The sequence below is a fragment of the Streptomyces sp. NPDC007084 genome (assembly GCF_040703595.1).
Classification (GTDB): domain Bacteria; phylum Actinomycetota; class Actinomycetes; order Streptomycetales; family Streptomycetaceae; genus Streptomyces.
Genome location: NZ_JBEYFY010000032.1, coordinates 49,643 through 74,666, shown reverse-complemented (window position 1 = coordinate 74,666; position 25,024 = coordinate 49,643). Strand labels below are relative to the sequence as shown.

Annotated in this window: 24 protein-coding genes and 1 pseudogene; 15 read left to right on the top strand and 10 right to left on the bottom strand. The window is 73.6% G+C overall.

What is annotated here, in order from left to right; translation table 11 throughout:
- The 4 genes and pseudogenes from AB0912_RS23940 to cobI form a co-directional block, all read left to right on the top strand.
- Positions 1-256: pseudogene (locus AB0912_RS23940) on the top strand (magnesium chelatase); the annotation flags it as partial.
- Entirely contained in the window at positions 256-855 is a 600-nt protein-coding gene (cobO, locus tag AB0912_RS23935; protein WP_366702992.1) for a cob(I)yrinic acid a,c-diamide adenosyltransferase, read from the top strand. The pseudogene AB0912_RS23940 and the gene cobO, both read left to right, overlap by 1 nt.
- On the top strand, positions 855-2,498 hold the full coding sequence (locus AB0912_RS23930) for a cobyrinate a,c-diamide synthase (RefSeq protein WP_366702990.1): 1,644 nt from the start codon (positions 855-857) through the stop codon (positions 2,496-2,498). The genes cobO and AB0912_RS23930 overlap by 1 nt, the downstream gene beginning before the upstream one ends.
- Positions 2,495-3,226, top strand: a complete 732-nt coding sequence (gene cobI / locus AB0912_RS23925; protein WP_366702988.1) for a precorrin-2 C(20)-methyltransferase — start codon at positions 2,495-2,497, stop codon at positions 3,224-3,226. Before AB0912_RS23930 ends, cobI begins: the two co-directional genes overlap by 4 nt.
- Positions 3,227-3,381: 155 nt before the next feature.
- Here cobI and AB0912_RS23920 read toward each other — a convergent pair whose 3' ends face one another.
- Positions 3,382-4,110 carry a ZIP family metal transporter gene (locus AB0912_RS23920; protein WP_366702986.1) on the bottom strand — a complete coding sequence of 243 codons (729 nt, stop codon included), beginning with the start codon at positions 4,108-4,110 and terminating at the stop codon, positions 3,382-3,384.
- Positions 4,111-4,219: 109 nt separating this feature from the next.
- Between AB0912_RS23920 and cobM the strand changes: the two genes are divergently transcribed.
- The 6 genes from cobM (at position 4,220) to cobC (ending at position 10,729) form a co-directional block, all read left to right on the top strand.
- Positions 4,220-5,056, top strand: coding sequence for a precorrin-4 C(11)-methyltransferase (cobM, locus tag AB0912_RS23915; protein ID WP_366702984.1), 837 nt, complete (start codon positions 4,220-4,222; stop codon positions 5,054-5,056).
- A gap of 62 nt (positions 5,057-5,118) precedes the next feature.
- Positions 5,119-6,378: a precorrin-6y C5,15-methyltransferase (decarboxylating) subunit CbiE gene (cbiE, locus tag AB0912_RS23910; RefSeq protein ID WP_366703007.1), complete on the top strand. Its 1,260-nt coding sequence runs from the start codon at positions 5,119-5,121 to the stop codon at positions 6,376-6,378.
- Positions 6,375-8,081, top strand: coding sequence for a precorrin-3B C(17)-methyltransferase (cobJ, locus tag AB0912_RS23905; RefSeq protein WP_366702982.1), 1,707 nt, complete (start codon positions 6,375-6,377; stop codon positions 8,079-8,081). Before cbiE ends, cobJ begins: the two co-directional genes overlap by 4 nt.
- Complete coding sequence (locus tag AB0912_RS23900; protein ID WP_366702980.1) at positions 8,078-8,731, top strand: precorrin-8X methylmutase; 654 nt, start codon at positions 8,078-8,080, stop codon at positions 8,729-8,731. Before cobJ ends, AB0912_RS23900 begins: the two co-directional genes overlap by 4 nt.
- Positions 8,728-9,663, top strand: coding sequence for a sirohydrochlorin chelatase (locus AB0912_RS23895; RefSeq protein WP_366702978.1), 936 nt, complete (start codon positions 8,728-8,730; stop codon positions 9,661-9,663). Before AB0912_RS23900 ends, AB0912_RS23895 begins: the two co-directional genes overlap by 4 nt.
- Positions 9,653-10,729, top strand: a complete 1,077-nt coding sequence (cobC, locus tag AB0912_RS23890) for an Rv2231c family pyridoxal phosphate-dependent protein CobC (protein WP_366702976.1) — start codon at positions 9,653-9,655, stop codon at positions 10,727-10,729. Before AB0912_RS23895 ends, cobC begins: the two co-directional genes overlap by 11 nt.
- 701 nt (positions 10,730-11,430) lie before the next feature.
- Here the strand turns inward: cobC and AB0912_RS23885 are convergent.
- The 5 genes from AB0912_RS23885 to AB0912_RS23865 all read right to left on the bottom strand — a co-directional run bounded on the left by AB0912_RS23885 (position 11,431) and on the right by AB0912_RS23865 (position 16,378).
- Positions 11,431-12,366 (bottom strand): SCO1860 family LAETG-anchored protein, encoded by a 936-nt coding sequence (locus tag AB0912_RS23885; protein ID WP_366702974.1) that lies wholly within the window; start codon positions 12,364-12,366, stop codon positions 11,431-11,433.
- Between the two features lie 392 nt (positions 12,367-12,758).
- A complete protein-coding gene (locus AB0912_RS23880; RefSeq protein WP_366702972.1) occupies positions 12,759-13,850 on the bottom strand; it encodes an amidohydrolase family protein in 1,092 nt (363 codons plus the stop codon).
- A 64-nt stretch (positions 13,851-13,914) separates the two neighbouring features.
- Entirely contained in the window at positions 13,915-14,706 is a 792-nt protein-coding gene (locus AB0912_RS23875; protein WP_366702970.1) for an amino acid ABC transporter ATP-binding protein, read from the bottom strand.
- Entirely contained in the window at positions 14,703-15,536 is an 834-nt protein-coding gene (locus AB0912_RS23870) for an amino acid ABC transporter permease (RefSeq protein WP_366702968.1), read from the bottom strand. Before AB0912_RS23870 ends, AB0912_RS23875 begins: the two co-directional genes overlap by 4 nt.
- On the bottom strand, positions 15,533-16,378 hold the full coding sequence (locus AB0912_RS23865) for a transporter substrate-binding domain-containing protein (protein ID WP_366702966.1): 846 nt from the start codon (positions 16,376-16,378) through the stop codon (positions 15,533-15,535). Before AB0912_RS23865 ends, AB0912_RS23870 begins: the two co-directional genes overlap by 4 nt.
- Positions 16,379-16,553: 175 nt before the next feature.
- On the opposite strand from AB0912_RS23865, the gene AB0912_RS23860 reads away from it, so the two are divergent.
- The 5 genes from AB0912_RS23860 (at position 16,554) to thpD (ending at position 21,450) form a co-directional block, all read left to right on the top strand.
- Positions 16,554-17,654: an aminotransferase class V-fold PLP-dependent enzyme gene (locus tag AB0912_RS23860; protein ID WP_366703005.1), complete on the top strand. Its 1,101-nt coding sequence runs from the start codon at positions 16,554-16,556 to the stop codon at positions 17,652-17,654.
- Between the two features lie 579 nt (positions 17,655-18,233).
- On the top strand, positions 18,234-18,773 hold the full coding sequence (ectA, locus tag AB0912_RS23855; RefSeq protein ID WP_366702964.1) for a diaminobutyrate acetyltransferase: 540 nt from the start codon (positions 18,234-18,236) through the stop codon (positions 18,771-18,773).
- Between the two features lie 55 nt (positions 18,774-18,828).
- Positions 18,829-20,100, top strand: a complete 1,272-nt coding sequence (gene ectB, locus AB0912_RS23850; protein ID WP_366702962.1) for a diaminobutyrate--2-oxoglutarate transaminase — start codon at positions 18,829-18,831, stop codon at positions 20,098-20,100.
- 50 nt (positions 20,101-20,150) lie between these two features.
- A complete protein-coding gene (locus AB0912_RS23845; protein WP_366702960.1) occupies positions 20,151-20,555 on the top strand; it encodes an ectoine synthase in 405 nt (134 codons plus the stop codon).
- Between the two features lie 7 nt (positions 20,556-20,562).
- Positions 20,563-21,450: an ectoine hydroxylase gene (gene thpD, locus AB0912_RS23840; RefSeq protein ID WP_366702958.1), complete on the top strand. Its 888-nt coding sequence runs from the start codon at positions 20,563-20,565 to the stop codon at positions 21,448-21,450.
- 97 nt (positions 21,451-21,547) lie between these two features.
- On the opposite strand, the gene AB0912_RS23835 is transcribed toward thpD, so the two are convergent.
- The 4 genes from AB0912_RS23835 to AB0912_RS23820 form a co-directional block, all read right to left on the bottom strand.
- Positions 21,548-22,597, bottom strand: a complete 1,050-nt coding sequence (locus tag AB0912_RS23835; protein WP_366702956.1) for an aminotransferase class V-fold PLP-dependent enzyme — start codon at positions 22,595-22,597, stop codon at positions 21,548-21,550.
- Between the two features lie 96 nt (positions 22,598-22,693).
- Complete coding sequence (locus AB0912_RS23830) at positions 22,694-23,422, bottom strand: DsbA family oxidoreductase (RefSeq protein ID WP_366702953.1); 729 nt, start codon at positions 23,420-23,422, stop codon at positions 22,694-22,696.
- A 120-nt stretch (positions 23,423-23,542) separates the two neighbouring features.
- A complete protein-coding gene (locus tag AB0912_RS23825; RefSeq protein WP_366702951.1) occupies positions 23,543-24,103 on the bottom strand; it encodes a GNAT family N-acetyltransferase in 561 nt (186 codons plus the stop codon).
- A gap of 111 nt (positions 24,104-24,214) precedes the next feature.
- Positions 24,215-24,823, bottom strand: coding sequence for a DUF1349 domain-containing protein (locus AB0912_RS23820; RefSeq protein WP_366702949.1), 609 nt, complete (start codon positions 24,821-24,823; stop codon positions 24,215-24,217).
- Positions 24,824-25,024 lie beyond the last annotated feature (201 nt).

Genomic DNA, 25,024 nt, shown 5'->3' with positions numbered 1-25,024 from the left:
CGTCCTGGTGACCGACGGGCGCGCCACCGGCGGGCCGGAACCGGTCGCGACGGCCGGCCGGGCCGCGCGGCTGTTCGCGGCCGGCGGGGTCGCCTCGGTGGTCGTCGACTGCGAGTCGGGGCCGGTGCGGCTCGGGCTCGCGGGGCGGCTCGCGGATGAACTGGGCGGTACGGCGGTGACGTTGGACGCGCTGCGCGCGGACTCCCTCGCCGGGCTGGTGCGGGATGCGCAGGGGACGTCGAGGAGGGCCGCGTAGTGCCGCAGGGACAGCCGAGTGTCGTACCGGACGACGGACTGACGACGCGTCAGCGGCGGAACCGTCCGCTGGTCGTGGTGCACACGGGGATCGGCAAGGGCAAGTCGACGGCCGCGTTCGGGCTCGCGCTGCGCGCCTGGAACCAGGGGTGGCCCATCGGGGTGTTCCAGTTCGTCAAGTCGGCGAAGTGGAAGGTCGGCGAGGAGAACGCGCTGCGGGTCCTCGGCGCCTCCGGCGAGGGCGGCACCGTCGACTGGCACAAGATGGGCGAGGGCTGGTCCTGGGTCCAGCGCGACGCGCAGATGGACAACGAGGAGAAGGCCCGCGAGGGCTGGGAGCAGGTCAAGCGGGACCTGGCCGCCGAGACGTACCGGCTGTACGTGCTGGACGAGTTCGCGTACCCGATGCACTGGGGGTGGGTGGACACCGACGAGGTGGTGGAGGTGCTGCGGGACCGGCCCGGGACCCAGCACGTCGTCATCACCGGCCGCAACGCCCCCGAGAAGCTGGTCGAGCTGGCCGATCTGGTGACCGACATGTCCAAGGTCAAGCACCCGATGGACGCCGGCCAGAAGGGCCAGAGGGGCATCGAGTGGTGATGTCCTCCGTTCCCCGGCTGGTCGTCGCCGCGCCCTCCTCGGGCAGCGGCAAGACCACCGTGGCCACCGGGCTGATGGCGGCCTTCGCCGCGCGGGGGCTCGCCGTGTCCCCGCACAAGGTGGGGCCCGACTACATCGACCCCGGCTACCACGCGCTCGCCACCGGGCGCGTGGGGCGGAACCTGGACTCCTACCTGTGCGGCACCGAGCTGATCGCGCCGCTGTTCGCGCACGGCGCGCGCGGCTGTGATCTCGCGGTCGTCGAGGGCGTGATGGGCCTGTACGACGGTGCCGCCGGGGAGGGTGAACTCGCCTCCACGGCGCAGGTGGCGAAGCTGCTGCGGGCGCCCGTGGTGCTGGTGGTGGACGCCTCCTCGCAGTCCCGGTCGGTGGCCGCGCTGGTGCACGGCTTCGCCTCCTGGGACCCGGAGGTGCGCATCGGCGGGGTGATCCTCAACAAGGTGGGGTCCGACCGGCACGAGGCCATGCTCCGCGAGGCGCTGGACGCCTCCGGGGTGCCGGTCCTCGGCGCGCTGCGGCGCTCCGCGCGGGTCGGCACCCCGTCACGGCACCTGGGGCTCGTGCCGGTCGCCGAGCGGCACGCGGAGGCGGTCGAGGCGGTCGAGGCGATGGCCGCGCGGGTGCGCGCCGGCTGCGACCTGGAGGGGCTGTTCGCGCTGGCGCGCGGGGCGGGCGCTCTGCCGGGCGCGGCGTGGGACGCGGCGGAGGCGGTGTGGTCGCCGTCGGGTGGGGCGGACCGGCCGGCGACAGACGGGGACTGGTCGCCGGCGGACGGGGACTGGTCACCGGCGCACGCGGTGCGGACCTCGGGCGACGCGGTGCGGACCTCCGACGGCACCGCCCGGACCTCGGACGGCACCGCCCGGACCTCGGGCGGCGCCGTGCGGACCTCGGGCGCCCCGGTGCGGGCCTCGGGCGACACGGCCGCCGGGGCGACGGCTCCCCGCGTGCTCCACGGCTCCGGCTCCACGGCAGGCGGGGCGACGCTCTCCGTCTCCCCGGGGTCAACTCCCGTCGGAGTGCGGCGCGTTGCCGTCGCCGGTGGGCCCGCCTTCACCTTCTCCTACGCCGAGCACGCCGAACTGCTCAGCGCCGCCGGTGCCGAGGTCGTACCCTTCGATCCGCTCCGGGACGAGCAACTGCCCGAAGGGACGGGCGGGTTGGTCATCGGTGGCGGGTTTCCCGAGGTGTACGCGCCCGAGCTGTCCGCCAACGAGCCGCTGCGCAAGGCGGTCGCGGAGCTGGCGTCGGCCGGGGCGCCGGTCGCGGCCGAGTGCGCCGGGCTGCTCTATCTCGCCCGGGAACTCGACGGACAGCCGATGTGCGGGGTGATCGACGCCGCGGCCCGGATGCACGAGCGGCTCACCCTCGGCTACCGGGACGCCGTGGCCGTCGGCGACAGTGTGCTCGCCGCGGCCGGTACCCGGATGCGCGGGCACGAGTTCCACCGGACCGTCGTCGAGCCCGGCGCCGGCCCGGCCCCCGCCTGGGGGGTGCGCGCGCCGGAGCGGCGCGTCGAAGGTTTCGTGTGGCGCGGTGTGCACGCGAGCTATCTGCACACGCACTGGGCGTCCGAGCCCGGTGTGGCCCGTCGGTTCGTGGAGAGGTGCCTGACGTCATGAGCAGCAAGCTGATCGGAGTCGGGGTCGGCCCCGGCGACCCCGAACTGGTGACCGTCAAGGGCGTCAACGCGCTGCGCGCCGCCGAGGTCGTCGTCGTACCCGTGATGGACACCGGGGAGCGGGGGCGCGCCGAGGCGACCGTGCTGCACTACGTGCCGGAGGAGAAGGTGCTGCGGGTGGTGTTCGCGCTGAACGAGCGCAGCGACCACGCCCGGCGCGAGGCCGCCTGGGACGCGGCGGGCGCCCGGGTCGCGGACCTCCTCGCCCGGCACGCCACGGTGGCGTTCGCGACCATCGGGGACCCCAACGTGTACTCGACGTTCACCTATCTCGCGCACACCATCGGCGAGCTGGTTCCGGGCACGGTCGTGGAGAGCGTGCCGGGCATCACCGCCATGCAGGATCTCGCCGCCCGCTCCGGCGCGGTGCTCACCGAGGGGACCGAGCCGCTGACGCTGGTCCCGGTGACGGCGGGCGCGGCCGTGCTGAAGGACGCGCTGAACGGGCCGGGGACGGTCGTCGCGTACAAGTTCGGCCGGCAGGCGCGGGAGGTCGCCGAGGCGCTGCGGGAGAGCGGGCGGATCGAGGCCGCGGTGTGGGGGTCGGCGCTCGGCCTGGAGGGCGAGTCGATCCGGCGGGCGGACGACCTCGACGGGGAGCCGCTGCCGTATCTCTCGACGCTCATCGCGCCCGCGCCCCGCGACGGGAAACGCGGCGGGAAACTGTGACCGCCACCCGCCCGGCGCACGCGGCCCGCACGGCGCTTCCGGCACACGTAGCCGGTCCGGCACACGCGCCCGGTCCCACGCGTACAGCCCGTCCGGCGCACGCGGCCCGTCCGGCGCACGCGGCCCGTCCCGCGCAGTCGCGGGGCTGCGCGGGCTCAGCTCGCGATGCCCACCACCAGCCAGATGAAGCACACGCCGGCGACCGTGCACAGCAGGGTGGAGCGGGCCGGGTGCTCGTGGTGCGCCTCGGGAAGGATCTCGGCGGCGGCGAGGTAGAGGAGCACCCCGCCGAAGAGGCCGAGATAGCCGCCGAGCAGCCCCTCGGGGATGGTGAGGAACAGCGTGGAGGCGGCGCCCACCACGGGGGCCGCCGCGTCCGCGAACAGCATGAACAGGGCCTTGCGGCGGGCGTTCCCGTACAGGCTGGTGATCGTGTACGTGTTGAAGCCGTCCGCGAAGTCGTGGGCGACGACCGCGAGCGCCACGGCGAGCCCCATGCCCCCGCCGACCTGGAAGGCCGCGCCGATGGCGACGCCGTCCATCGCGCTGTGCCCGACCATGGCGCCGGCCGCCGTCAGGCCCACCTCGGGCGCGCGTCCGTCGTGCTCGTCGCCACCGTGCGCGGCCTGCCGGTGGGCGAGCAGCCGTTCGACCAGATGGGCCAGCAGGAAGCCGGCCACGAACAGCAGCAGCGCGGCCGGTACGCCGAACACCTCGCGGCCCGCCGCGTCGAGCGCCTCCGGCAGCAGGTCGAGGCCGACCACCCCGAGCATCAGGCCGCCGGCCAGTCCGAGGACCAGATGGCGGCGGTCGGTCACCCGCTGTGCCGTCCAGCCGCCGGCCAGCGTCATCAGGAACGCGCCGAGCGCGACGAGGACCGCCATAGGCCCTTGCTATCCGATCAACCCCCGTTCGCGCACCTTCGGGGCCTGCCCGGTGCCCGCTGATGTGCCGCATCACCCCAGTTTTTCCGTAGGAGAGGACCGAATTCCCATGGCCGATGCCCCCACCGGCAAAGTGACCTTCGTCGGTGCCGGCCCCGGCGCCGCCGACCTGCTGACCTTCCGTGCCGCGCGCGCCATCGCCGAGGCCGACGTGGTGATCTGGGCGGCCAGCCTGGTGCAGGCCGAGGTCCTGGGCCACGCGCGCGAGGGCGCCGAGATCCTCGACTCGGCGGCCATGTCGCTGGAGGACGTCGTCGCGGTGTACGAGCGGGCCCGTGAGCAGGGCTTGCGGGTGGCGCGGATCCACTCCGGCGACCCGGCGCTGTGGGGCGGCACGCAGGAGCAGGTGGACCGGTGCGCGGCGCTCGGCATCGCGACCGAGATCGTGCCGGGCGTCTCCTCGTTCTCGGCGGTGGCCGCGCTGGCCGGGCGGGAGCTGACGATCCCCGAGGTGGCCCAGTCGGTGATCCTGACCCGGCTCGGCGGCGGGAAGACGCCGATGCCGCCCGGCGAGGAGGTGCGCGAGTTCGCCAAGCACGGCACGACGATGGCGCTGTTCCTGTCGGCGGCCCGCAGCGGCCAGCTCGTACGGGAGCTGCTGGAGGGCGGCTATCCGACGTCCACGCCGGTCGTGGTGGCCCACCAGGCGACCTGGCCGGAGGAGCTGATCGTGCGGTGCACGATCGGGACGCTGGAGGAGACCGTCAAGGAGCACAAGCTCTGGAAGCACACCCTCTTCCTGGTCGGCCCGGCGCTGGACGCGAGCGGCACCCGCTCGCACCTGTACCACCCGGGCCACTTCCACGGCTTCCGCAAGGCCGACCCGCAGGCGCGCGCCGAGCTGCGCGCCGCCCGCCGGGACGCGGCGCAGGGGCCCGCGTCATGAGCGTGGACGTCCTCGGCACGGCGGACGGCGCCGGGAGGGCGGGCCCGCCGGACCGCTCCGCGGTGATCACCGTCATCGGTACGGGCACCGGCGCGCCGCTCCCGCCAGGGGCGCGGGACGTGCTCGCCGGGGCCGGGCTCGTCGTGGGCGCCCGGCGCCATCTCGCGGCGGCGGAGCCGCCGGGGCGGGCCGAGCGGGTGGTGCTCGGGCCGCTGGCTCCGGCGCTGGACCGGGTCGCGGGGTACACGGACGCCGGGTCGCCGGACGGGCCGGTGGTGGTGCTGGCCTCGGGCGACCCGGGGTTCTTCGGGATCGTCCGGGCGCTGGCCGAGCGGTTCGGGGCGGAGCGGCTGGACGTGCGGCCCGGGGTCTCCTCGGTGGCGGCCGCCTTCGCTCGGATCGGGCTGCCCTGGGACGACGCGGTGGTGGTCAGCGCGCACGGCCGCGATCCGCGCACGGCCGTCCAGGTCTGCCGGTCGCGGCCCAAGGTGGGCGTGCTGACCGGTCCCGGCGCGGGGCCCGCCGAGCTGGGCGCCGCCCTCGCGCACCGGGGCGCGGACCGGGTGCTGGTCGTGGCGAGCGCCCTCGGCGACCCGGAGAACGAGCGCGTCGAGCGGGTCACCCCCGCCGAGGCCGCCGCCCGCGACTGGGGCACCGCGGTCAGTGTCGTCCTGTGTCTGGACCCCGCCCGGGCTCTCGGCGCGGTGCGCACCCTCGCCGGTCCGCCGGCCGGTCCCGCCCGCTGGGCCCTGGAGGAGACCGAGTTCGCCCACCGCGACTCGATGATCAGCAAGTTCGAGGTCCGGGCGCTGGCGCTGGCCCGGCTCGGGCCCCGGCTCGGCGAGCTGGTGTGGGACGTCGGCGCGGGCTCCGGTTCGGTGGCCGTCGAGTGCGCGCGGTTCGGCGCCGCCGTCACCGCCGTCGAGAAGACCCTCGACGGCTGTGAGCGGGTCCGCGCCAACGCCGCCGCGCACGGCGTGGACGTGCACGTCGTGCACGGGTCCGCGCCGACCGTGCTGTCCGACCTCGACGACCCGGACGCCGTCTTCATCGGCGGCGGCGGACGGGAACTGCCCGCCATCGTCACGGCCTGTGCCCGCCGGGCGCGCCGGGCGGTCGTGGTCGCCATGGCCGCGCTGGACCGGGTGCCGGCCGTCCGGGACGCCCTGACCGCCGCCGGCTACGACTGCGACGGTGTGCTGCTCCAGTCCGCACGGCTCGCCCCGCTGCCCGGTGACGTGTCCCGGCTCGCGGCGACCAACCCCGTTTTCGTGCTGTGGGGCGTCCGGCCTCCGGCCCGTACCGAAGGAGTTCCCCAGTGATCGGCCTGATCTCCGCCACGGCGGCGGGCGCGGCGGCCCGTGACCGGCTGGCCGCCGCCTGGCCCGCGCGTACCCGGGTGTACGACGGGACCGTGGCGGACGCCGTGCGGCGGGCCTTCGCCGAGTGCGACCACCTGGTGTGCTTCCTCGCCACCGGCGCGGTCGTCCGGCTCGTCGCGCCGCTGCTCGCCGGCAAGGCGTCCGACCCCGGTGTGGTGTGCGTGGACGAGGCGGGCCGGTTCGCGGTGTCGCTGGTCGGCGGGCACGCGGGCGGCGCCAACGAACTGGCCCGTGAGGTGGGAGAGTTGCTGGGCGCCGAGCCGGTGGTGACGACGGCGACGGACGCGGTGGGGATGCCCGGCCTGGACACGCTCGGCCTGCCCGTGGAAGGTGATGTCGCGGCCGTCTCGCGGGCCGTGCTCGACGGCGAGCCGGTGGTCCTGGACACGGAGACGGTCTGGCCGCTGCCCGCGCTGCCGCCGAACGTCGGAAGTCCCGCCGGGGAAGGAGCCGCCGTGATCCGCGTCTCCGACCGCGCTCCGGCGCCCGCCGCCCGTGAGGTGGTCCTGCGCCCGCCGTCCCTCGTCGTCGGGGTCGGCGCCTCCCGGGGCGCACCCGTGGAGGAGGTGCTCGGGCTGGTGGAGGAGGCGGTGCGGGACGCCGGTCTGTCGGTGCGCTCGGTCGCCCAACTGGCCACCGTGGAAGCCAAGTCCGGGGAGCCCGGCATCCTCGGCGCCGCCGCCCGGCTCGGTGTGCCGGTGGTCACCCACAGCGCCGAGGAGCTGGCGGCGGTCCCGGTCCCGAACCCGTCCGACGCGCCGCTCGCCGCCGTCGGTACCCCCTCCGTGGCAGAGGCCGCCGCGCTGGCGGGCGGGGGTGAACTCCTCGTCCCCAAGCGGAAGTCGGTGCGCGCGGACGGCTCGCCCGCGATGGCGACCGTCGCGGTGGTACGCAGGCCGGTGCGCGGCCGGCTCGCCGTCGTGGGCCTCGGCCCCGGCGCCCGCGACCTGCTCACGCCGCGTGCCGTAAGGGAGTTGCGGCGGGCGTCGGTGCTCGTCGGGCTCGACCAGTACGTCGACCAGATCCGCGACCTGCTGCGGCCCGGCACGCTCGTCCTGGAGTCGGGGCTCGGCGCCGAGGAGGAGCGGGCGCGTACGGCGGTGGCCGAGGCGCGGCGCGGTCAGGCGGTGGCGCTCATCGGCAGCGGCGACGCGGGGGTGTACGCGATGGCCTCGCCGGCGCTGGCCGAGGCCTCCGACGACATCGACGTGGTCGGGGTGCCGGGGGTGACCGCCGCGCTGGCCGCGGGCGCGATCCTGGGGGCGCCGCTCGGCCACGACCACGTGTCGATCAGCCTGTCCGACCTGCACACCCCGTGGGAGGTCATCGAGCGCCGGGTGCGCGCGGCGGCCGAGGCCGACCTCGTCGTGACGTTCTACAACCCGCGCAGCCGGGGCCGGGACTGGCAGTTGCCGAAGGCGCTGGCGATCCTCGGCGCGCACCGGGAACCGGCGACGCCCGTCGGGGTCGTCCGCAACGCCTCCCGGCCGGACGAGTCGAGCCGGGTGACGACGCTGGGGTCCCTGGACCCCGCGATCGTCGACATGATGACCGTGGTGACCGTGGGCAACACGGCGACCCGTGAGATCGCCGGCCGCATGGTCACCCCGCGCGGCTACCGCTGGCAGGAGGGATCCGAGTGAGCCAGGTGTTCCCGGGGAACCGGGTCGTCCACCCGATCGAGCAGGAGTCCTTCCGGCGGCTGCGCTCGCGGCTGGACACCGCGCACTTCCCGCCGCTGACCCGGGCGGTGGTGGAGCGGGTGATCCACTCCGCCGCCGACCTGGAGTACGCGAGCGACCTCGTCACCGACGAGGACGCCCTACGGCACGCGCACACCGCGCTGCACGCCGGGGCGCCGGTCGTGGTGGACGTCGAGATGGTCGCGGCCGGCATCACCCGCCGCGACACCGTCTGCCGCCTCAGGGACGCCGTGTCCGGGCCCGGTCTGACGCGTTCCGCGCACGCCGTGCGGCTCGCCTACGAGCAGGTCGGGCCGGGCGCCCTGTGGGTGATCGGCTGTGCGCCCACCGCGCTTGAGGAACTTCTGCTGCTGGACGCCGAACCCGCCCTCGTCATCGGTCTGCCGGTCGGTTTCGTCGGCGCGGCCGAGTCCAAGGCGGCGCTTCGCGCGAGCGGGCTGCCCGCCGTCAGCAACGTGTCGGAGAAGGGCGGTTCGGCGGTCGCGGCCGCCGCGCTCAACGCCCTGCTCTACCACCCCACCCCCACCCCCACGGCCGCCGGAAGCCCGGCGGCCACCGAGGCCACCGCGCCCGCCAAGGAGACATCGTGACCACCCCTCCCCCCGCGCTGCTCATCGCCGGCCACGGCACCCGGGACGAGGCCGGAGCCGAGGCGTTCCGGTCCTTCGTCCGGGAGCTGGGCCGCCGCCATCCCGAACTGCCCGTCGCCGGCGGGTTCATCGAGCTGTCGCCGCCCCCGCTCGGCGAGGCCGTCACCGAACTGGTCGAGCGCGGGGTGCGCCGGTTCGCGGCCGTGCCGCTGATGCTGGTGTCCGCCGGGCACGCCAAGGGCGACATCCCGGCGGCCCTGAACCGGGAGAAGGAACGGCACCCCGGGATCTCGTACACCTACGGGCGTCCGCTGGGCCCGCATCCCTCGCTGCTCGCCGTGCTGGAGCGGCGGCTGGACGAGGCGCTCGGCGGGACGGCCCGCACGCCCGAGGACCGCGCCGACGTGACGGTGCTGCTCGTCGGGCGGGGGTCCACCGACCCGGACGCCAACGCCGAGGTGCACAAGGCGGCCCGGCTGCTGTGGGAGGGCCGCGGATACGCGGGCGTCGAGACGGCGTTCGTGTCGCTGGCCGCCCCGGACGTGCCGTCCGGGCTGGACCGCTGTGTGAAGCTCGGCGCGCGCCGGATCGTGGTCCTGCCGTACTTCCTGTTCACCGGCATCCTCCCGGAGCGGGTGGCCCGGCAGACCGAGGGCTGGGCCGCCGCCCACCCGGAGGTCGAGGTGCGCTCCGCCGAGGTGATCGGCCCGGAGCCGGAGCTGCTGGACCTGGTCATGGAGCGCTACCGGGAGGCGGTGGCGGGCGACCTGCGGATGAACTGCGACTCCTGCGTCTACCGCATCGCGCTGCCCGGCTTCGAGGACAAGGTGGGGCTCCCCCAGCAGCCGCACTTCCATCCGGACGACGACGGCCACCACGACGGCCACGGGCACCACCACCACGGCGGGCACGCGCACTCCCATGCGCACTGAGGAGGCCGCCGAGGGCGGGCACGATCTGCGGCACCACGGGGACGCCGAGGTACGCGACGACGGCTCCGCGCTCACCGACCTCGCCGTGAACGTCCGCGCGGACACCCCGCCCCGGTGGCTGCGCGAGCGGATCGCCGGGTCGCTGACCGGTCTCGCCGCCTACCCGGACGGGCGGGCGGCGCGGGCCGCGGTGGCCGCGCGGCACGGGCTGCCGGTGGAACGGGTGCTGCTCACGGCGGGGGCCGCCGAGGCCTTCGTGCTGCTCGCGCGCGCCCTGAAGGTACGCCGGCCGGTGGTCGTGCACCCGCAGTTCACCGAGCCGGAGGCCGCGCTGCGGGACGCCGGGCACACGGTGGGCCGGGTGCTGCTGCGCGCGGAGGACGGCTTCCGGCTGGACCCGGCCGCCGTCCCGGAGGACGCCGACCTGGTCGTGATCGGCAACCCGACGAATCCGACGTCGGTCCTGCACCCGGCCGGCACGGTCGCTCAACTGGCGCGTCCTGGGCGGGTGTTGGTGGTCGACGAGGCGTTCATGGACGCGGTGCCCGGGGAGCGGGAGGCGCTGGCCGGACGCACGGACGTGCCCGGCCTCGTCGTACTGCGCAGCCTCACCAAGACCTGGGGGCTGGCCGGCCTGCGGATCGGGTACGCGCTCGCCGGCCCGGAGACGATCGGCGCCCTGGAGCGGGCCCAGCCTCTCTGGCCGGTGTCCACCCCGGCGCTCGCCGCGGCGGAGGCGTGCATGTCCTCCCAGGCGCTCGCGGAGGCGGCGCACGCGGCCCACCGGATCGCCACGGACCGCGCCCATCTGGTCGCGGGACTACGGGAGTTCGGCTCCGACGGGCTACAGGTCGCGGAGCCCGCGGAGGGCCCCTTCGTGCTGATCCGGCTGCCGCGCGCGGCCGGGGTCAGGCGCGGCCTGCGCCGGCTCGGCTTCGCGGTGCGCCGCGGGGACACGTTCCCCGGCCTGGGCGAGGAGTGGCTGCGCATCGCGGTACGGGACCGCACCACGGTCAACCGCTTCCTCCAGGCACTGGACCGCGCGGTGACAGCGGGCACCGACTGACCGGCCTCGCTCCCCGGTTCCGGGAGGCTGCTGTCAGCACCTCCCGGAACCGGGGAGCGAGGCGGAACCGGGGACCACAACACGGGCAACCACCCGCGCCCCCGGCCGGGAACGACGCCGGGCAGCGGGCCCGAACGCAGGCACCCGCCCCCTGCCTGGGAACAACTCCGGCCGCAGGCCCGGGCTCAGGCAACCGGCGGCGCTCCCCTGACTGGGAGCGAAACCGGCGGCGAGGCCCGGGCCGAGACGCCCGACCGCCCTCCGCTGAGAACAACTCCGGCCGCAGACCCGGCCTCAGCCCCCGGCCGCCCCCCCCCGGCCGCGAACGACGCCGGGCACAAGGCCGGCCTTAGACGCCCGCCGCCCGCCGCCCGCCGCCCGCCGCCCGCCGCCCGCCGCCCGGGAACAACTCCGTTCAGCAGGATCGGACTTGGCCAACCGGCCGATCTCCCCCGGCCGGGAATGACCCCGGCCGCAGGGCCCGGACTCAGGGCCCGGCCGCAGCCCCGAGGTACCGACCGACTCCGGGCGGCGGGCCCGGACTTATACGCCCGACCGCCCCTCCCCCCGGCCGCGCCCGACTCCGGGCACAACCCTGGACTCGGGCGGCCGGCCGCGCGCCCCCCCCGGCCGGGGGCATCAACCTCCCCGACCCGCCCCCCTTGCGAAAGGGCCGGGCCGGCCGCCCGTCAGGGTGGACTTCAGCCGCGGCGGCGGCGGGAGAGGGCGACCGCTCCGCCGCCCGCGGCGAGCAGCGCCACCGCGCCGCCCGCGATGTACGGCGTCATGGAGCTGCCGCCGGTCTCGGCGAGGCCCGCCTCCGCGGGGGCGCCCTGCGGCTTGACCTCGGTGACCGGTTCGGCGGAGTCCGCGGGCTTGGCGGGCTCGGAGGGCTCCGCCTCCTGGGCGGCCGGCGCCGGAGGCGTCTCGCAGGTGGCCCCGGCCAGTGTCAGCGTGCCCTCGACCTCGGCCACGTTCAGCTTCAACGGGTTGATGGACACCTTGAGTTCGAGCGCGGACGCGGCGGCCGTCCGGGTCGTCGTCTCCGTCTTGGACAGGTCGAGCCGCACCTCGCCGACACCGGGGACCTTCACCTCCGTCGGGCCCCCCGCGGTCAACGTCACCCTCTTGCCGAGGACGTTGACCGATCCGAGCAGGTTGGCGGTGGCGACGGGCTTCTTGCCCACCTCGCAGGTCGCCTTCGAGGAGACCGCCTCCAGCTCGATGACCGACAGCCGCGGCAGCCCGGGAACATGGACCGCGGCGTTGGCGAGCCGGGTGGAGCCCTCGGCCTTCCCGTCGGCGACGGTGGCCTTGGCGCTGGCGACGTCCGCGCGCAGCACGCTGAACGGGCGTCCGCCGTCGACGCCGTCCAACTGGGCGGTGAGCGCGGTCTTCTCGGCGCTCCGCGGTGCCTGTACCTCGTTCAGCGAGACCGCGAGCGGGACGTTCACGGTCTTGTTGAGGAGGGAGATGTCGAGCCCGGTACGGAGCACGACGGCGCTCGCGCGACCCTGGTCGCCGGTCGCGTGGGCGGACCCCGCACCGGCCAGCGCGGTGGGACCCGCGACGAGGACGGTGGCCGCCGCCGTGACGGCGAAACGGCGTGCAGGCGTACGGTAGTTGGTGCTGTTCAAGGGTGGGACCCCCATAAGAGAAAGCCTGGGACCCCGAAAGAATTACGCACTGAGAGTGAACAGTCAGCAACCTGGCGTGAGTTCACCCGTACGTGGGTTTACCGCGCACGCCTTCGAATCCGGCGGCACGGCTGTTCCCCGGCGTCACTCGGTCCACAGCAGGGGGCGAACGCGCTGGTTGACGCGCCGCGTCGGGCGCCGGAGCGGGGACGGGAGTGCGTAACGAGCGCGCGGCCCGGATCGTCACGTTCCGTCAACCGCGCCCGCCCGCCAACGGAACAGCTCCCGTCGACCACGCCCGCCCGCCGACGGAACAGCTCCCCTCGCCCGCGCCCGCCCGCCGACGGAGCGGCCACCTCGACCGCGCCCGCCCGTCGGCGAAGCCGCTCCGGTCAGCCGACGATCCGCCCGTCGAGGACCACCCGTCGCGGCGCCGCCAGGACCCGTACGTCCGCGCGCGGGTCCTCGTCGTAGACCACGAGGTCGGCGGGCGCGCCCTCGTCGAGTCCCGGGCGGCCGAGCCAGCTCCGGGCCCGCCAGGTGGTGGCGGACAGCGCCTCGACGGGCGGGATGCCGGCGGTGACGAGTTCGGCCACCTCGGCCGCGACGAGGCCGTGCGGGAGGCTGCCGCCGGCGTCGGTGCCGACGTAGACCGGGATGCCGGCGTCGTAGGCCGCGCGCACGGTGTCGTAGCGGCGTTCGTACAGCCGGCGCATATGGGCCGACCAGGTGGGGAACTTGGCCTCGCCGCCGTCCGCGAGGCGCGGGAAGGTGGCGATGTTCACGAGGGTGGGCACGATCGCGACGCCACGCTCGGCGAAGAGCGGGACGGTGTCCTCGGTGAGGCCGGTGGCGTGCTCGACACAGTCGATGCCCGCCTCGACCAGGTCGCGCAGGGAGTCCTCGGCGAAGCAGTGGGCGGTGACACGGGCGCCGAGCCGGTGCGCCTCGGCGATCGCCGCCTCGACGGCCTCGCGCGGCCAGCAGGCGCCGAGGTCGCCGGTGCCGCGGTCGATCCAGTCCCCCACGAGCTTCACCCAGCCGTCGCCGCGCCGGGCCTCCCGGGCGACGTACGCGACGAGGTCCTCGGGCTCGATCTCGTGGGCGTAGTTGCGGATGTAGCGGCGGGTGCGGGCGATGTGCCGGCCGGCCCGGATGATCTTCGGCAGGTCGTCGCGCCGGTCGATCCAGCGGGTGTCCGAGGGCGAGCCGGCGTCCCGGAGGAGCAGGGTGCCGGCGTCGCGGTCGGTGAGGGCCTGCTTCTCGGAGACCTCGTCCGGCACCGGGCCGTGCGCGTCGAGGCCGACATGGCAGTGCGCGTCGACCAGTCCGGGCAGGGCCCAGCCCTCGACGGTGCGGACGTCACGGGCGGCGCCGGGACGCTCGTAGGAGATCCGGCCGCCGACGACCCACAGCTCGTCGCGGACGTCCTCCGCTCCGACGAGGACCCGCCCCTTCACGTGCAGCACAGCGTCATCGCTCATGCACAGCACCTTAGTGAGCCGCCCGCCGGCCGCGACGCCTCCCCCCGCGGCCGGTCCCCCGGGCCTACGGCCGGTCCGCCGCCGTGCCCTTCGTGTCCTCCTCGACCTCCGCCATCGCCGGGTCGAGGAGCCGGGACAGGAAGTGCCGGGTGCGCTCGTGGGCCGGGTCGCCGATGACCTGCGCCGGGGTGCCGTCCTCGACGATCACCCCGCCGTCCATGAAGACGACACGGTCGGCGACCTCGCGGGCGAACGTCATCTCGTGGGTGACGACCATCATCGTCATGCCCTCGTCGGCGAGCATCCGCATGACGGCGAGCACGTCGCCGACGAGTTCGGGGTCGAGCGCGGAGGTCGGCTCGTCGAAGAGCATCACCTGCGGGCCCATGGCGAGGGCCCGGGCGATGGCGACGCGCTGCTGCTGCCCTCCGGAGAGCGAGGCCGGGTAGGCGTCGGCCTTCTCGGCGAGCCCCACGCGGGTGAGGTTCTCGGCGGCGGTCCGGGCCGCCTCCGCCTTGTCCCGCCCGAGCACCCGGCGCTGCGGCAGCGTCAGGTTGCCGGTCACCGTCAGGTGCGGGAAGAGGTTGAACTGCTGGAAGACCATGCCGATCCGGCGGCGTACGGCGTCGATGTCGACGTCCGGGTCGGTGACCTCCGCGCCGCCGACGAACACCTGGCCCCGGGTGGGTTCCTCCAGGAGGTTCACACAGCGCAGCAGGGTCGACTTGCCGGAGCCGGAGGGCCCGATGACGCAGACCACCTCGCCCCGGCCGACCTCCAGATCGATGCCGCGCAGCACCTCGTTGTCGCCGAAGGACTTGTGCAGGCCCTTGACCTGGATCTCGGGTGCGCTCACTTGGTGGCCTCCGCGGTCTTCGCTTCGAGACGCCGGACGACGAACCCGAGCGGCACCGTCACCAGCAGGTAGCACAGGCCGGCGACCAGGATGGGCGTGGAGTTGGCGGTCTGGCTGGCCAGGTCGCGGCCGAACTTGGTGAGTTCGCGCTCCTCCAGGGTGACGCCGAGGAACAGCACCAGCGAGGAGTCCTTGAAGAGCAGGACGAGTTCGTTGGTGAGCGGCGGGATCACGATGCGGAACGCCTGAGGGATGACGATCGAGACCATGGCCCGGGCGTGCGAGAAGCCCAGTGAACGGGCCGCCTCCATCTGTCCCTTGGGCACCGCCTGGATGCCCGCGCGGATCGTCTCGGCCATGTAGGCGGCGGAGACCAGCCCGAGCGCGAGGGCGACCTTGCCGTAGGTGCCGCCGGGGATCTCGGTGCCCGGGAAGGCGAGCGGGACGGCGACGCCCACGAAGACGAAGATCAGCAGGGCGGGCAGGCCGCGGAAGATCTCGATGTAGATCCCGGCGACCCAGCGGTAGGGGCCCACCGAGGACAGCCGCATCAGGGCGATGACCATGCCCAGCACGAGACCGACGACGAAGCCGGACATCGTGTAGAGGACGGTGTTCTTCAGCGCCAGCGTGATGACGTCCGGGAACATCTGCTTGACCAGGTCCCACTGGGCGAACTGGTTCTTCAGACGGCCCCAGTCCGCCGTGACCGCGAGGGCGGCCACGGCGGCGGCGAAGACCAGGTACTGGGCGCCCCGCGAGAGCGAGCGCTTCTGCCGCCGGCTCAGGCCGGTGCGGCGGGGCTGGGTCGGTGTGCCGGCATCACTCATGAGGCGGACGGGGAGGCGGCGGCCTCGTCGTAGGGGCCGATCCACTTCTCGTACAGCTTCTTGTAGGTGCCGTCGGCCTTCGCGTCCTTGATCGCCTTGTTGATGGCGGCGGCGAGCTTGGTGTTGCCCTTCTTCACCGTGAAGCCGTACTGCTCACCGGTGTTGAGGTTGTCGACCACCTTGAAGGCGTCGGCGTTGGCCTTGTCCTTCAGCCAGCCCTGGACGACCGGGTAGTCGATGACGACGGCCTGGACCTGGCCGCTGCGCAGGCCGCTGAGGACGGCGTCGGAGGACTCGAAGGAGACCGGGTCGAAGCCCTGCTTCTTCGCGTAGTCCTCGCCGGTGGTCTGCGCCTGGGCGCCGAGCTTCTTCCCCTTGGCCTTGACGTCGGAGAGCGAGTTCAGGCCGCTCTTCTTGTCGACCAGGACGGCCTGGGTGGCGTTGAAGTACGGGTCGGAGAAGTCGACGTTCTTCTTGCGCTCCGGCGTGATCGTCATGCCGGCCGCGGCGAGGTCGCACTGCTCGGAGTTGAGGAAGGCGCCGGTCTTGAAGTTCTCGAAGGGCGTGTCGACGATGTCCTGCTTCACGCCGAGGTTCTTGGCGACCAGGTCGATGAGCGACACGTCGAAGCCCTGCACCTTGCCGTCGATCTCCGACTGGAAGGGCGGGTACGGAAGGTGCGTGCAGGTCGTGAGCTGACCGGCCTTGACCAGCGGAACCCCGTTGGCGGTGGTGGACTTGCCGCCTCCGCCGTCCGAGGAGCAGCCGGCCACGAGCAGCAGCCCTGCCGTGGCGGTGATGGCGGCCAGGATGCGGGGCCGGCGTCCGGGAACGGGGTTCACGGGGACCTCCTGTGGGGGGAGCGGAGGGTTCCGATTATAAGGAGATGTTTGGGTTCCTCAAATCAATCCGATGGCTTCTGGGCCGTTCGGCCTCGGAACTCGCCGGTCAGGGCGGTGCGGTGGGCGCCGGATACGCTCTGATCGTCGACCCCCTGTGAGCGAAGAGAGCACCGCCGTGACCCACCCCTTTCTTGACCTGGCGCCGCTGAGCGCCGCGCACTTCGCGTCGATCGAGGACCGCGTCGCCCGGCTGCTCTCCACCGAGCAGGACGTGGTGATCATGCAGGGCGAGGCGCTGCTGCCCCTGGAGGGCGCCATCCGCGGCACCGCGGGGCCCGGCACCACCGCCCTCAACGTCATCACCGGCCCCTACGGGCAGACCTTCGGGAACTGGCTGCGGGACTGCGGGGCGACCGTGATCGATCTGCCGGTGCCCTTCCACGCGGCTGTCACCGCCGAGCAGGTCCGCGCGGCGTTCGCCGAGCACCCGGAGATCGACTTCGTCTCGCTGGTGCACGCCGAGGCCGCCACCGGCAACACCAACCCCGTCGCCGAGATCGGCGAGGTCGTCCGCGCGCACGGCGCGCTCTTCTACCTGGACGCCGTCGCGTCGATCGGCGCCGAGCCGGTGCTGCCGGACGCCTGGGGCGTGGACCTGTGCGTGATCGGGGCGCAGAAGGCGATGGGCGGGCCGGCCGGGGTGTCCGCGGTGTCGGTGAGCGAGCGGGCGTGGGCGCGGATGGCCGCGAACCCGGCGGCTCCGCGCCGCTCCTACCTGTCGCTGCTGGACTGGAAGGAGCGCTGGGTGGACGGGGGCCGCACGGCGCTGCTGCACGCGCCGGCGCAGCTGGAGATGCTGGCCCTTGAGGCGTGTGTGGAGCGGATCGAGGGCGAGGGGCTGGAGGCGGTGATGGCCCGGCACGCCACGGCCGCCGCGGCGACCCGGGCGGGAGCGGTGGCGCTCGGCGGCGGCCTGGAGCCGTATGTGCACGAGGCCTCGGACGCCGCGCCCGTCGCGACGACCCTGCGGGTGCCGGCGGAGGCGGACGCCTCCGCGCTGGTCGCCGCGGCGCTGGCCGCCGATCCGGCGCTGCCGCTCGCCGCGGGCGGCGGCGCGCTCGCGCGGTCGATGATCCGCGTGAACCACTACGGCCCCGACGCCACCCGGGGCGCCGTCCACTCCAGCCTCGCGGGCCTGGGCGCCGCGCTGGCGGAGTCCGGCTTCCCGGTGGACCTGGAGGGCGCGCGCCGCGCGGTGGCGCGGGCCTGGGGCTGATCCCCGGGCTCCGAAGATCGGCATCCGACGATCCGACATCCGGCGATCCGGCGATCCGGCGATGCGGCTATCGGGCGATCCGGGAGCCGATGGCCCGGGACCCGGCGATTCCGGGACGACCGACGGGACGACCGGCCGACGGGACGGCGGACGGGCGGACCGACGAACCGGCGGGGGTGACGGGACCTCCGCCGGTTCCCCCGGGCCTCCGCCGGGCTCCCGCGACCTCCGTCAGGCCCCCGGGAATTGCAAATCCTCTCCACGCGATTATCCTGATGCCAATTCACAACCGAATTACTCCGGCACAGCTTCCCGTTTTCTTCTGCCCGGGATCTCGGCGGCTAAACGCAAAGATTTAGCGAACGCCAACCGGCGTAATTCGGGCGGATCTCCAACGGGTTACATCGCTGTGACGCACTCCACAGCGCGCCCGATTTCTGCGGTATTTTCCGCGCAAACCCGGTCATACGGTTGTGGGCGCGGCCACTCCTTCACGGGCGCGTGATAACACACGAGGACGCCGCACGTAACCCCGTCCGACGATGCATTTTCTGCTTTCCGTCGGTAAATTCAATCCGCATGACCGCCGCACACCCAGACCTGTCAGCGGAATTCCTGGAAATGCCGGAGGGCCTTCGGATCGACCGTCCGGAGGTGGCCGACGGGGCCGCCCTCTGGCGCATCGCCAAGGACTCCCGCACCCTCGACCTGAACTCCTCGTACAGCTACCTGCTGTGGTGCCGTGACTTCGCCGGCACCTCGGCCGTGGCGCGCGACGCCGAAGGGCGCCCCGTCGGCTTCGTGACGGCGTACGTACGCCCGGAGCGTCCGCGCACCCTGCTCGTGTGGCAGGTGGCCGTCGACGCGGCGTACCGCGGTCGCGGACTGGCCGCGCGGCTGCTCGACGGGCTGACCGCGCGGGTGGCCGCCGAGCGCGGACTGTCCGCCGTCGAGACGACCATCACCCCGGGCAACACCGCCTCCGAGCGCCTCTTCCTGTCGTACGCGCAGCGGCACGGCGCGCCCGTCGAGCGCGAGGTGCTGTTCGAGACGGGCCAGTTCCCCGACGGACCGCACGACCCCGAAGTGCTGTACCGCATCGGCCCGTTCTCCCTCTGAACTTCCCCCCTTCGCCCCCTTCTTCTTCCGCCCCCCACGCTTCGAGGAGCGATCCGTGACCATCACCCAGCCCGACCTGAGCGTCTTCGAGACCCTGGAGTCGGAGGTGCGCAGCTACTGCCGCAACTGGCCGACCGTCTTCGACCGCGCCCAGGGCAGCCGTATGTACGACGAGGACGGCCACGAGTACCTCGACTTCTTCGCCGGCGCCGGGTCGCTGAACTACGGGCACAACAACCCCGTGCTCAAACGGGCTTTGATCGACTACCTGGAGCGGGACGGCGTCACCCACGGTCTCGACATGTCGACCACCGCCAAGCGCGGCTTCCTGGAGGCCTTCCAGAACCTGGTGCTGCGGCCGCGTGACCTGCCGTACAAGGTGATGTTCCCCGGCCCGACGGGCACCAACGCCGTCGAGTCCGCGCTGAAGCTGGCGCGCAAGGTGAAGGGCCGCGAGTCGATCGTGTCGTTCACCAACGCCTTCCACGGCATGTCGCTGGGCTCGCTCGCCGTGACCGGCAACGCCTTCAAGCGGGCCGGCGCCGGCATCCCGCTGGTGCACGGCACCCCGATGCCGTTCGACAACTACTTCGACGGCCAGGTCCCGGACTTCCTGTGGTTCGAGCGGCTTCTGGAGGACCAGGGCTCGGGCCTGAACCAGCCCGCCGCGGTGATCGTGGAGACCGTGCAGGGCGAGGGCGGCATCAACGTGGCGCGGCCCGAGTGGCTGCGTGCCCTCGCCGACCTGTGCGAGCGCCGCGACATGCTGCTGATCGTCGACGACATCCAGATGGGCTGCGGCCGGACCGGCGCGTTCTTCTCCTTCGAGGAGGCCGGGGTGGTGCCCGACATCGTCACGGTGTCCAAGTCGATCAGCGGCTACGGGCTGCCGATGTCGCTGTGCCTGTTCAAGCCCGAGCTGGACATCTGGGAGCCGGGCGAGCACAACGGCACCTTCCGCGGCAACAACCCCGCCTTCGTGACGGCCGCCGCCGCCCTCGAGGCCTACTGGTCCGACGGCTCGGCCATGGAGAAGCAGACCCGCTCCCGCGGCGAGCAGGTCGAGCAGGCGCTGATCTCCATCACCGAGGAGAACCTGGCCGACGTCAAGGAGTACCGGGGCCGCGGGCTCGTCTGGGGCCTGGAGTTCAAGGACAAGGACCGCGCCGGGCGGGTGGCCGGGCGCGCCTTCGAACTCGGCCTGCTCATCGAGACGTCCGGCCCCGAGAGCGAGGTCGTGAAGCTGCTGCCCGCGCTCACCATCACCCCCGACGAACTGGACGAGGGTCTGCGCACCCTCGCCCGGGCCGTCCGCGAGACCGTCTGACCAGACCGCCGCACACCACGACACACCCGAGAGAGAGGCATCGCACCACCGTGATAGTCCGTTCGTTCAAGGATATTGAGGGCACCGACCGGCATGTGAAGGCGGCGACCGGCACCTGGGAGAGCAAGCGCATCGTCCTCGCCAAGGAGAAGGTCGGCTTCTCCCTGCACGAGACGATCCTGTACGCGGGGACGGAGACCCGGATGTGGTACGCGAACCACATCGAGGCCGTGCTGTGCGTGGAGGGCGAAGCCGAGCTGACCAACGACGAGACCGGCGAGAAGCACTGGATCACCCCCGGGACCATGTATCTGCTGGACGGCCACGAGCGCCACACCATGCGTCCCAAGACCGACTTCCGGTGCGTCTGCGTCTTCAACCCGCCCGTCACCGGACGGGAGGACCACGACGAGAACGGCGTCTACCCGCTGCTCACCGAACCCGAGGAGGTGTGACACACCGATGACCACGCTCACCGATCTGTACCCCAGCCGAGGCACCACCGAAGTCTCCGTGCCCCGACAGGACCCGGTCGTCTGGGGCGCCCCTGGCGAACCCGGCCCGATCACCGTCCCCGAACTCCAGGCGTACGAGCGCGACGGCTTCCTGCCCGTCGAGGAGCTGATCACCGAGGACGAGGTCGCCGTCTACCGACAGGAGCTGGAACGGCTCGTGACCGACCCGGCGATCCGTGCCGACGAGCGCTCGATCGTCGAGCCGCAGACGCAGGAGATCCGGTCCGTCTTCGAGGTGCACAGGATCAGCGAGATCTTCGCCCGGCTGGTCCGCGACGAGCGGGTGGTGGGCCGGGCCCGGCAGATCCTCGGCTCCGACGTGTACGTGCACCAGTCGCGGATCAACGTGAAGCCGGGCTTCGGCGCCAGCGGCTTCTACTGGCACTCGGACTTCGAGACCTGGCACGCCGAGGACGGTCTGCCGAACATGCGGACGGTGTCCGTCTCGATCGCGCTGACCGAGAACTACGACACCAACGGCGGTCTCATGATCATGCCGGGGTCGCACAAGACGTACCTCGGGTGCGCGGGGGCCACCCCGAAGGACAACTACAAGAAGTCGCTCCAGATGCAGGACGCGGGTACGCCGTCCGACGAGGCGCTGACCCGCTTCGCCACCCGGCACGGCATCAAGCTCTTCACGGGCAAGGCCGGTTCGGCGACCTGGTTCGACTGCAACTGCATGCACGGTTCGGGTGACAACATCACGCCGTTCCCGCGCAGCAACGTCTTCATCGTGTTCAACAGCGTGGAGAACGCGGCGGTGGAGCCGTTCGCGGCTCCGGTGCGCAGGCCGGAGTTCATCGGCGCCCGGGACTTCACCCCGGTGCGCTGACTCCCCGCGCCGCCCGGTTCACAGGCCGGGCCCCTTCTCCCGTACGGATCGCGTGTCGCGTACGGGAGGAGGGGCCCGGCCTTCGGCGTGCCCCGGGTCAGCCGGGCAGGACGTCGAGGAGTCGGTCGACGTCGTCCGGGGTGTTGTACAGGTGGAACGCGGCCCGAAGGTTGCCGGCACGGTTGGAGACCTCGATCCCGGCGCGGCTCAACTCGCCCTGGAGGCCGCCGAGTCCGGGCACGGAGACGATCGGGGAGTGCGGCGCGGGGACCGGGGTGTGTCCGCGCTCGCCGAGGCCCGCGCGGAACCGGTCGGCGAGGGCGAGGTCGTGCTCGCGGATGCGCTCCACGCCCAGTTCTTCGAGGAGTTCGAGGGAGTGGCGGGCTCCGGCGTAGGCGAAGAGGCCGGGGCTCTCGTCGAACCGCCGTGCGGAGTGGGCGAGTTCCTCGACCGGGCCGTAGCAGCTGTCCCAGGGTGCCTCGCCCGCCACCCAGCCGGCGAACACCGGGGTGAGTCCGCCGAAGTCCTCCGGGACGACGAGGAAGGCGACGCCGCGCGGGCAGACCAGCCACTTGAAGGCGACCGAGGAGACGAAATCGTAGGCACCGGCGCGCAGCGGCAGCCAGCCGGTGGCCTGGGAGGCGTCCACGTAGGTGCGGGCGCCGTGCCGCTGGGCGGCCTCGCGGACGGCGTCCAGGTCGGCGGTCCTGCCGTCGGCGGACTGGACCGCGCTGACCGCGACGAGGGCGGTGCCGGGGTGCACGGACTCGGCGAGGCGCTCCAGCGGCACGGCGCGGACCTTGAGGTCGCCGCGCACATGGAAGGGTGTGACCACCGAGCTGAAGTCGGCCTCGGCGGTGAGGACTTCGGCGCCGGACGGCAGCGAGGCGGCGATGAGTCCGCTGTACACCGCGACGGAGGCGCCCGCCGCGACCCGCCGCCCGGGAACGCCGACGAGCCGCGCGAACGTCGCGCGGGCCGCCTCGACGTCGGCGAACATGTCGGCGGGCTGTCCGGCCGCCACCGACTCCACCGCGGTCCGCATCGCGGTGACCGTGCGGGCCGGCAGCAGTCCGGTGCTCGCGGTGTTCAGGTAGGTGTTCCTCGCGGCGAACTCGGCACGCACGACGGTCTCGAAGGTCTCCATACGACCACTGTGGGCCCGGCGGGTGGCCAGGTCCATTGCCGATTTCTGCGCGGTTCACCCAAGAGGCGCTTATGGATGACGCCTGACCTGCGTCTTTCAGTTCTGGGGCACGGCGCAGCCGTCCGGGCCGCAGGCCTCGGCACCATCCGCGCCGGCGCCGCCGTCCTGGATGAGGGTGAGCTGCGGGCGGTCGCCCCACGCCTGGGCCAGCGCCTGGGTGAAGACCTCGGCGGGCTGGGCGCCGGAGACGCCGTAGGCGCGGTCGAGGACGAAGAAGGGGACGCCGTTCGCGCCCAGCTCGGCGGCCTCGCGCTCGTCGGCGCGGACCTCGTCGGCGTAGGCGGAGGGGTCGGCGAGGACCCGGCGGACGTCGTCCTCGGCGAGTCCGGCGGCGACGGCCAGCTCGACGAGCCGTTCGTCGTCCCCGAAGACGCTGCGCTCCTCGGCGAAGTTGGCCCGGTAGAACAGGCCGATCAGCTCGTCCTGCCGGCCGTGCTCCTTGGCGAGGTGCAGCAGACGGTGCATGTCGAAGGTGTTGCCGTGGTCGCGGCCCCGGGTGCGGTACTCCAGGCCCTCGGCGGCGGCCTGCGTGCCGAGGTTCTCCTCGCCGGCCTGGGCCTGCGCCTCGCTCATGCCGTACTTCTTGGTGAGCATCGTCAGCACGGGCTGGATGTCGCCCTTGGCGCGGCCGGGGTCCAGCTCGAAGGAGCGGTGCACGACCTCGACCTCGTCACGGTGCGGAAACGCGTCGAGCGCCTTCTCGAAGCGGGCCTTCCCGACGTAGCACCAGGGGCAGGCGATGTCGGACCAGATCTCGACGCGCATTCTTCGGCTTCTCTCCAGGTCGTGCGGATACGGGACGCCTTCCGGGACGTCGGTGACAGCTCCGGGGGCATCGGTGGCACCCTCCGGGGCGCCGTTGCGTGAACGTTCAATCGCCGGGGTTCATTCCCCCGCGCCGCCGGAGACGCCCGTCGTGCCGGCGCGGCCGGGGACCGCGTAGCGCAGCGGCACAGGCCGGTCACCCCCGGCGGCCGGCCGCTCCGTGTCCGCCGTATCCGCCGTGTCCGGGACCCAGCCCAGGCGGGCGTAGAAGGCCCGGGCCCGCGGATCGCCGAAGGGGACGTCGAGCAGCGCCGCTCGCTTCCCGTCCGCCTGCCACTGTTCGACGCAGGCCGCGTGCAGCGCCGAGCCGAGGCCGGTCCGCCAGTGGCCGGGGTCGACGTGGAACCGGTGGAGCGTGACGGTGTCGGCGGGCGCGTCCTCGGCCGTGCGGAAGGCGGCGACGGCGGCGATGCGGCCACCGCGCACCACACACAGCACGTGCCCGCCGGGACGCTCGATGGCACCCCGCCAGGCCGCGACCCGCTCGGCACCGTCCCCGGGCACCCCGCCGGGACAGCAGGCCGCCCGGACCCGGGCGTGCAGCCCCGCGACGACGCCCGCCTCGGCGACCAGCACGCTCCTGATCATCAGCCGCTCGGGGTTCACCCGGTCCTCGGTCACACAGCCGAGGACGCCCCGGCGGAGGAGACGGTTCCGCGACGGTCGAACTGGACGCGGTACGCGCTGGGAGCCTTCGGTCGCCTCGGCGCGCCGGCTGGGATCAGGGCGCCCTCAGCTGCCGTCCCGCAGGTCGCGGGGCCAGCTCGGATGGAAGGCGATCTCGTCGTACGTCACCACGCAGCCCTCGCCCAGCGGGGACTGGGTCATGAAGCCGACCAGGGCCGCCCCGGTCGGCTTCTCGTCGGCCAGGGTGAACAGGCGGACGAACGTCCAGCGCCTGCCGTCGCGCGAGGCGTGGAAGGCGAAGGCGCGGCCCGTGCGGCTCACCCGGAGCCACACCGAACTGCCGTCCACCGTGAAGGAGTTGGCGTCGTCGGAATGGCCGCGGGTGACGACCGTGCAGACGGTGGCCACGTCCGGGGAGCACTCCAGGCACAGCTTCGCCCAGGCCCGCTCGCCGACCTGGACGTAGAGGACGCCCGCGTCGAAGGACGCCCCGAAGCCGACCGTCACCCGGGCGATGAGCTGGAAGTCGCCCTCCGGAGCGCCGAGCAGCCGGGGCGCGTCCGACGCCGGGTCAAGCCCCTCGCCGGTCGGCGGCACGAAGCGGTCCTGCCGCGGACCCGCCCAGCCGGTGAGCACACCGTCCTCGTACGACCAGTGACCGTCGGGACCGTAGGTGCGCAGGGCGAAGGGCAGTTCGGGGAGTGAGACGTCCATGGTCCGAGTCTCTCAGGCGGCCCGCCCCGCGCGAGGCCGGGGCGACCGGGGGCGGATACGGGCGCGGGTAAGCAGGGGTGCGCGAGCGCGGGTAAGCAGGGGTGTGCGGGCGCGGGTAAGCAGGGTTGTGCGGGCGCGGGTGGTCGTGCGGGGGGGGTGGCCGGGCGGCCCGCGGGTGGGGGCGCGTGAGGCGCCCCCTGT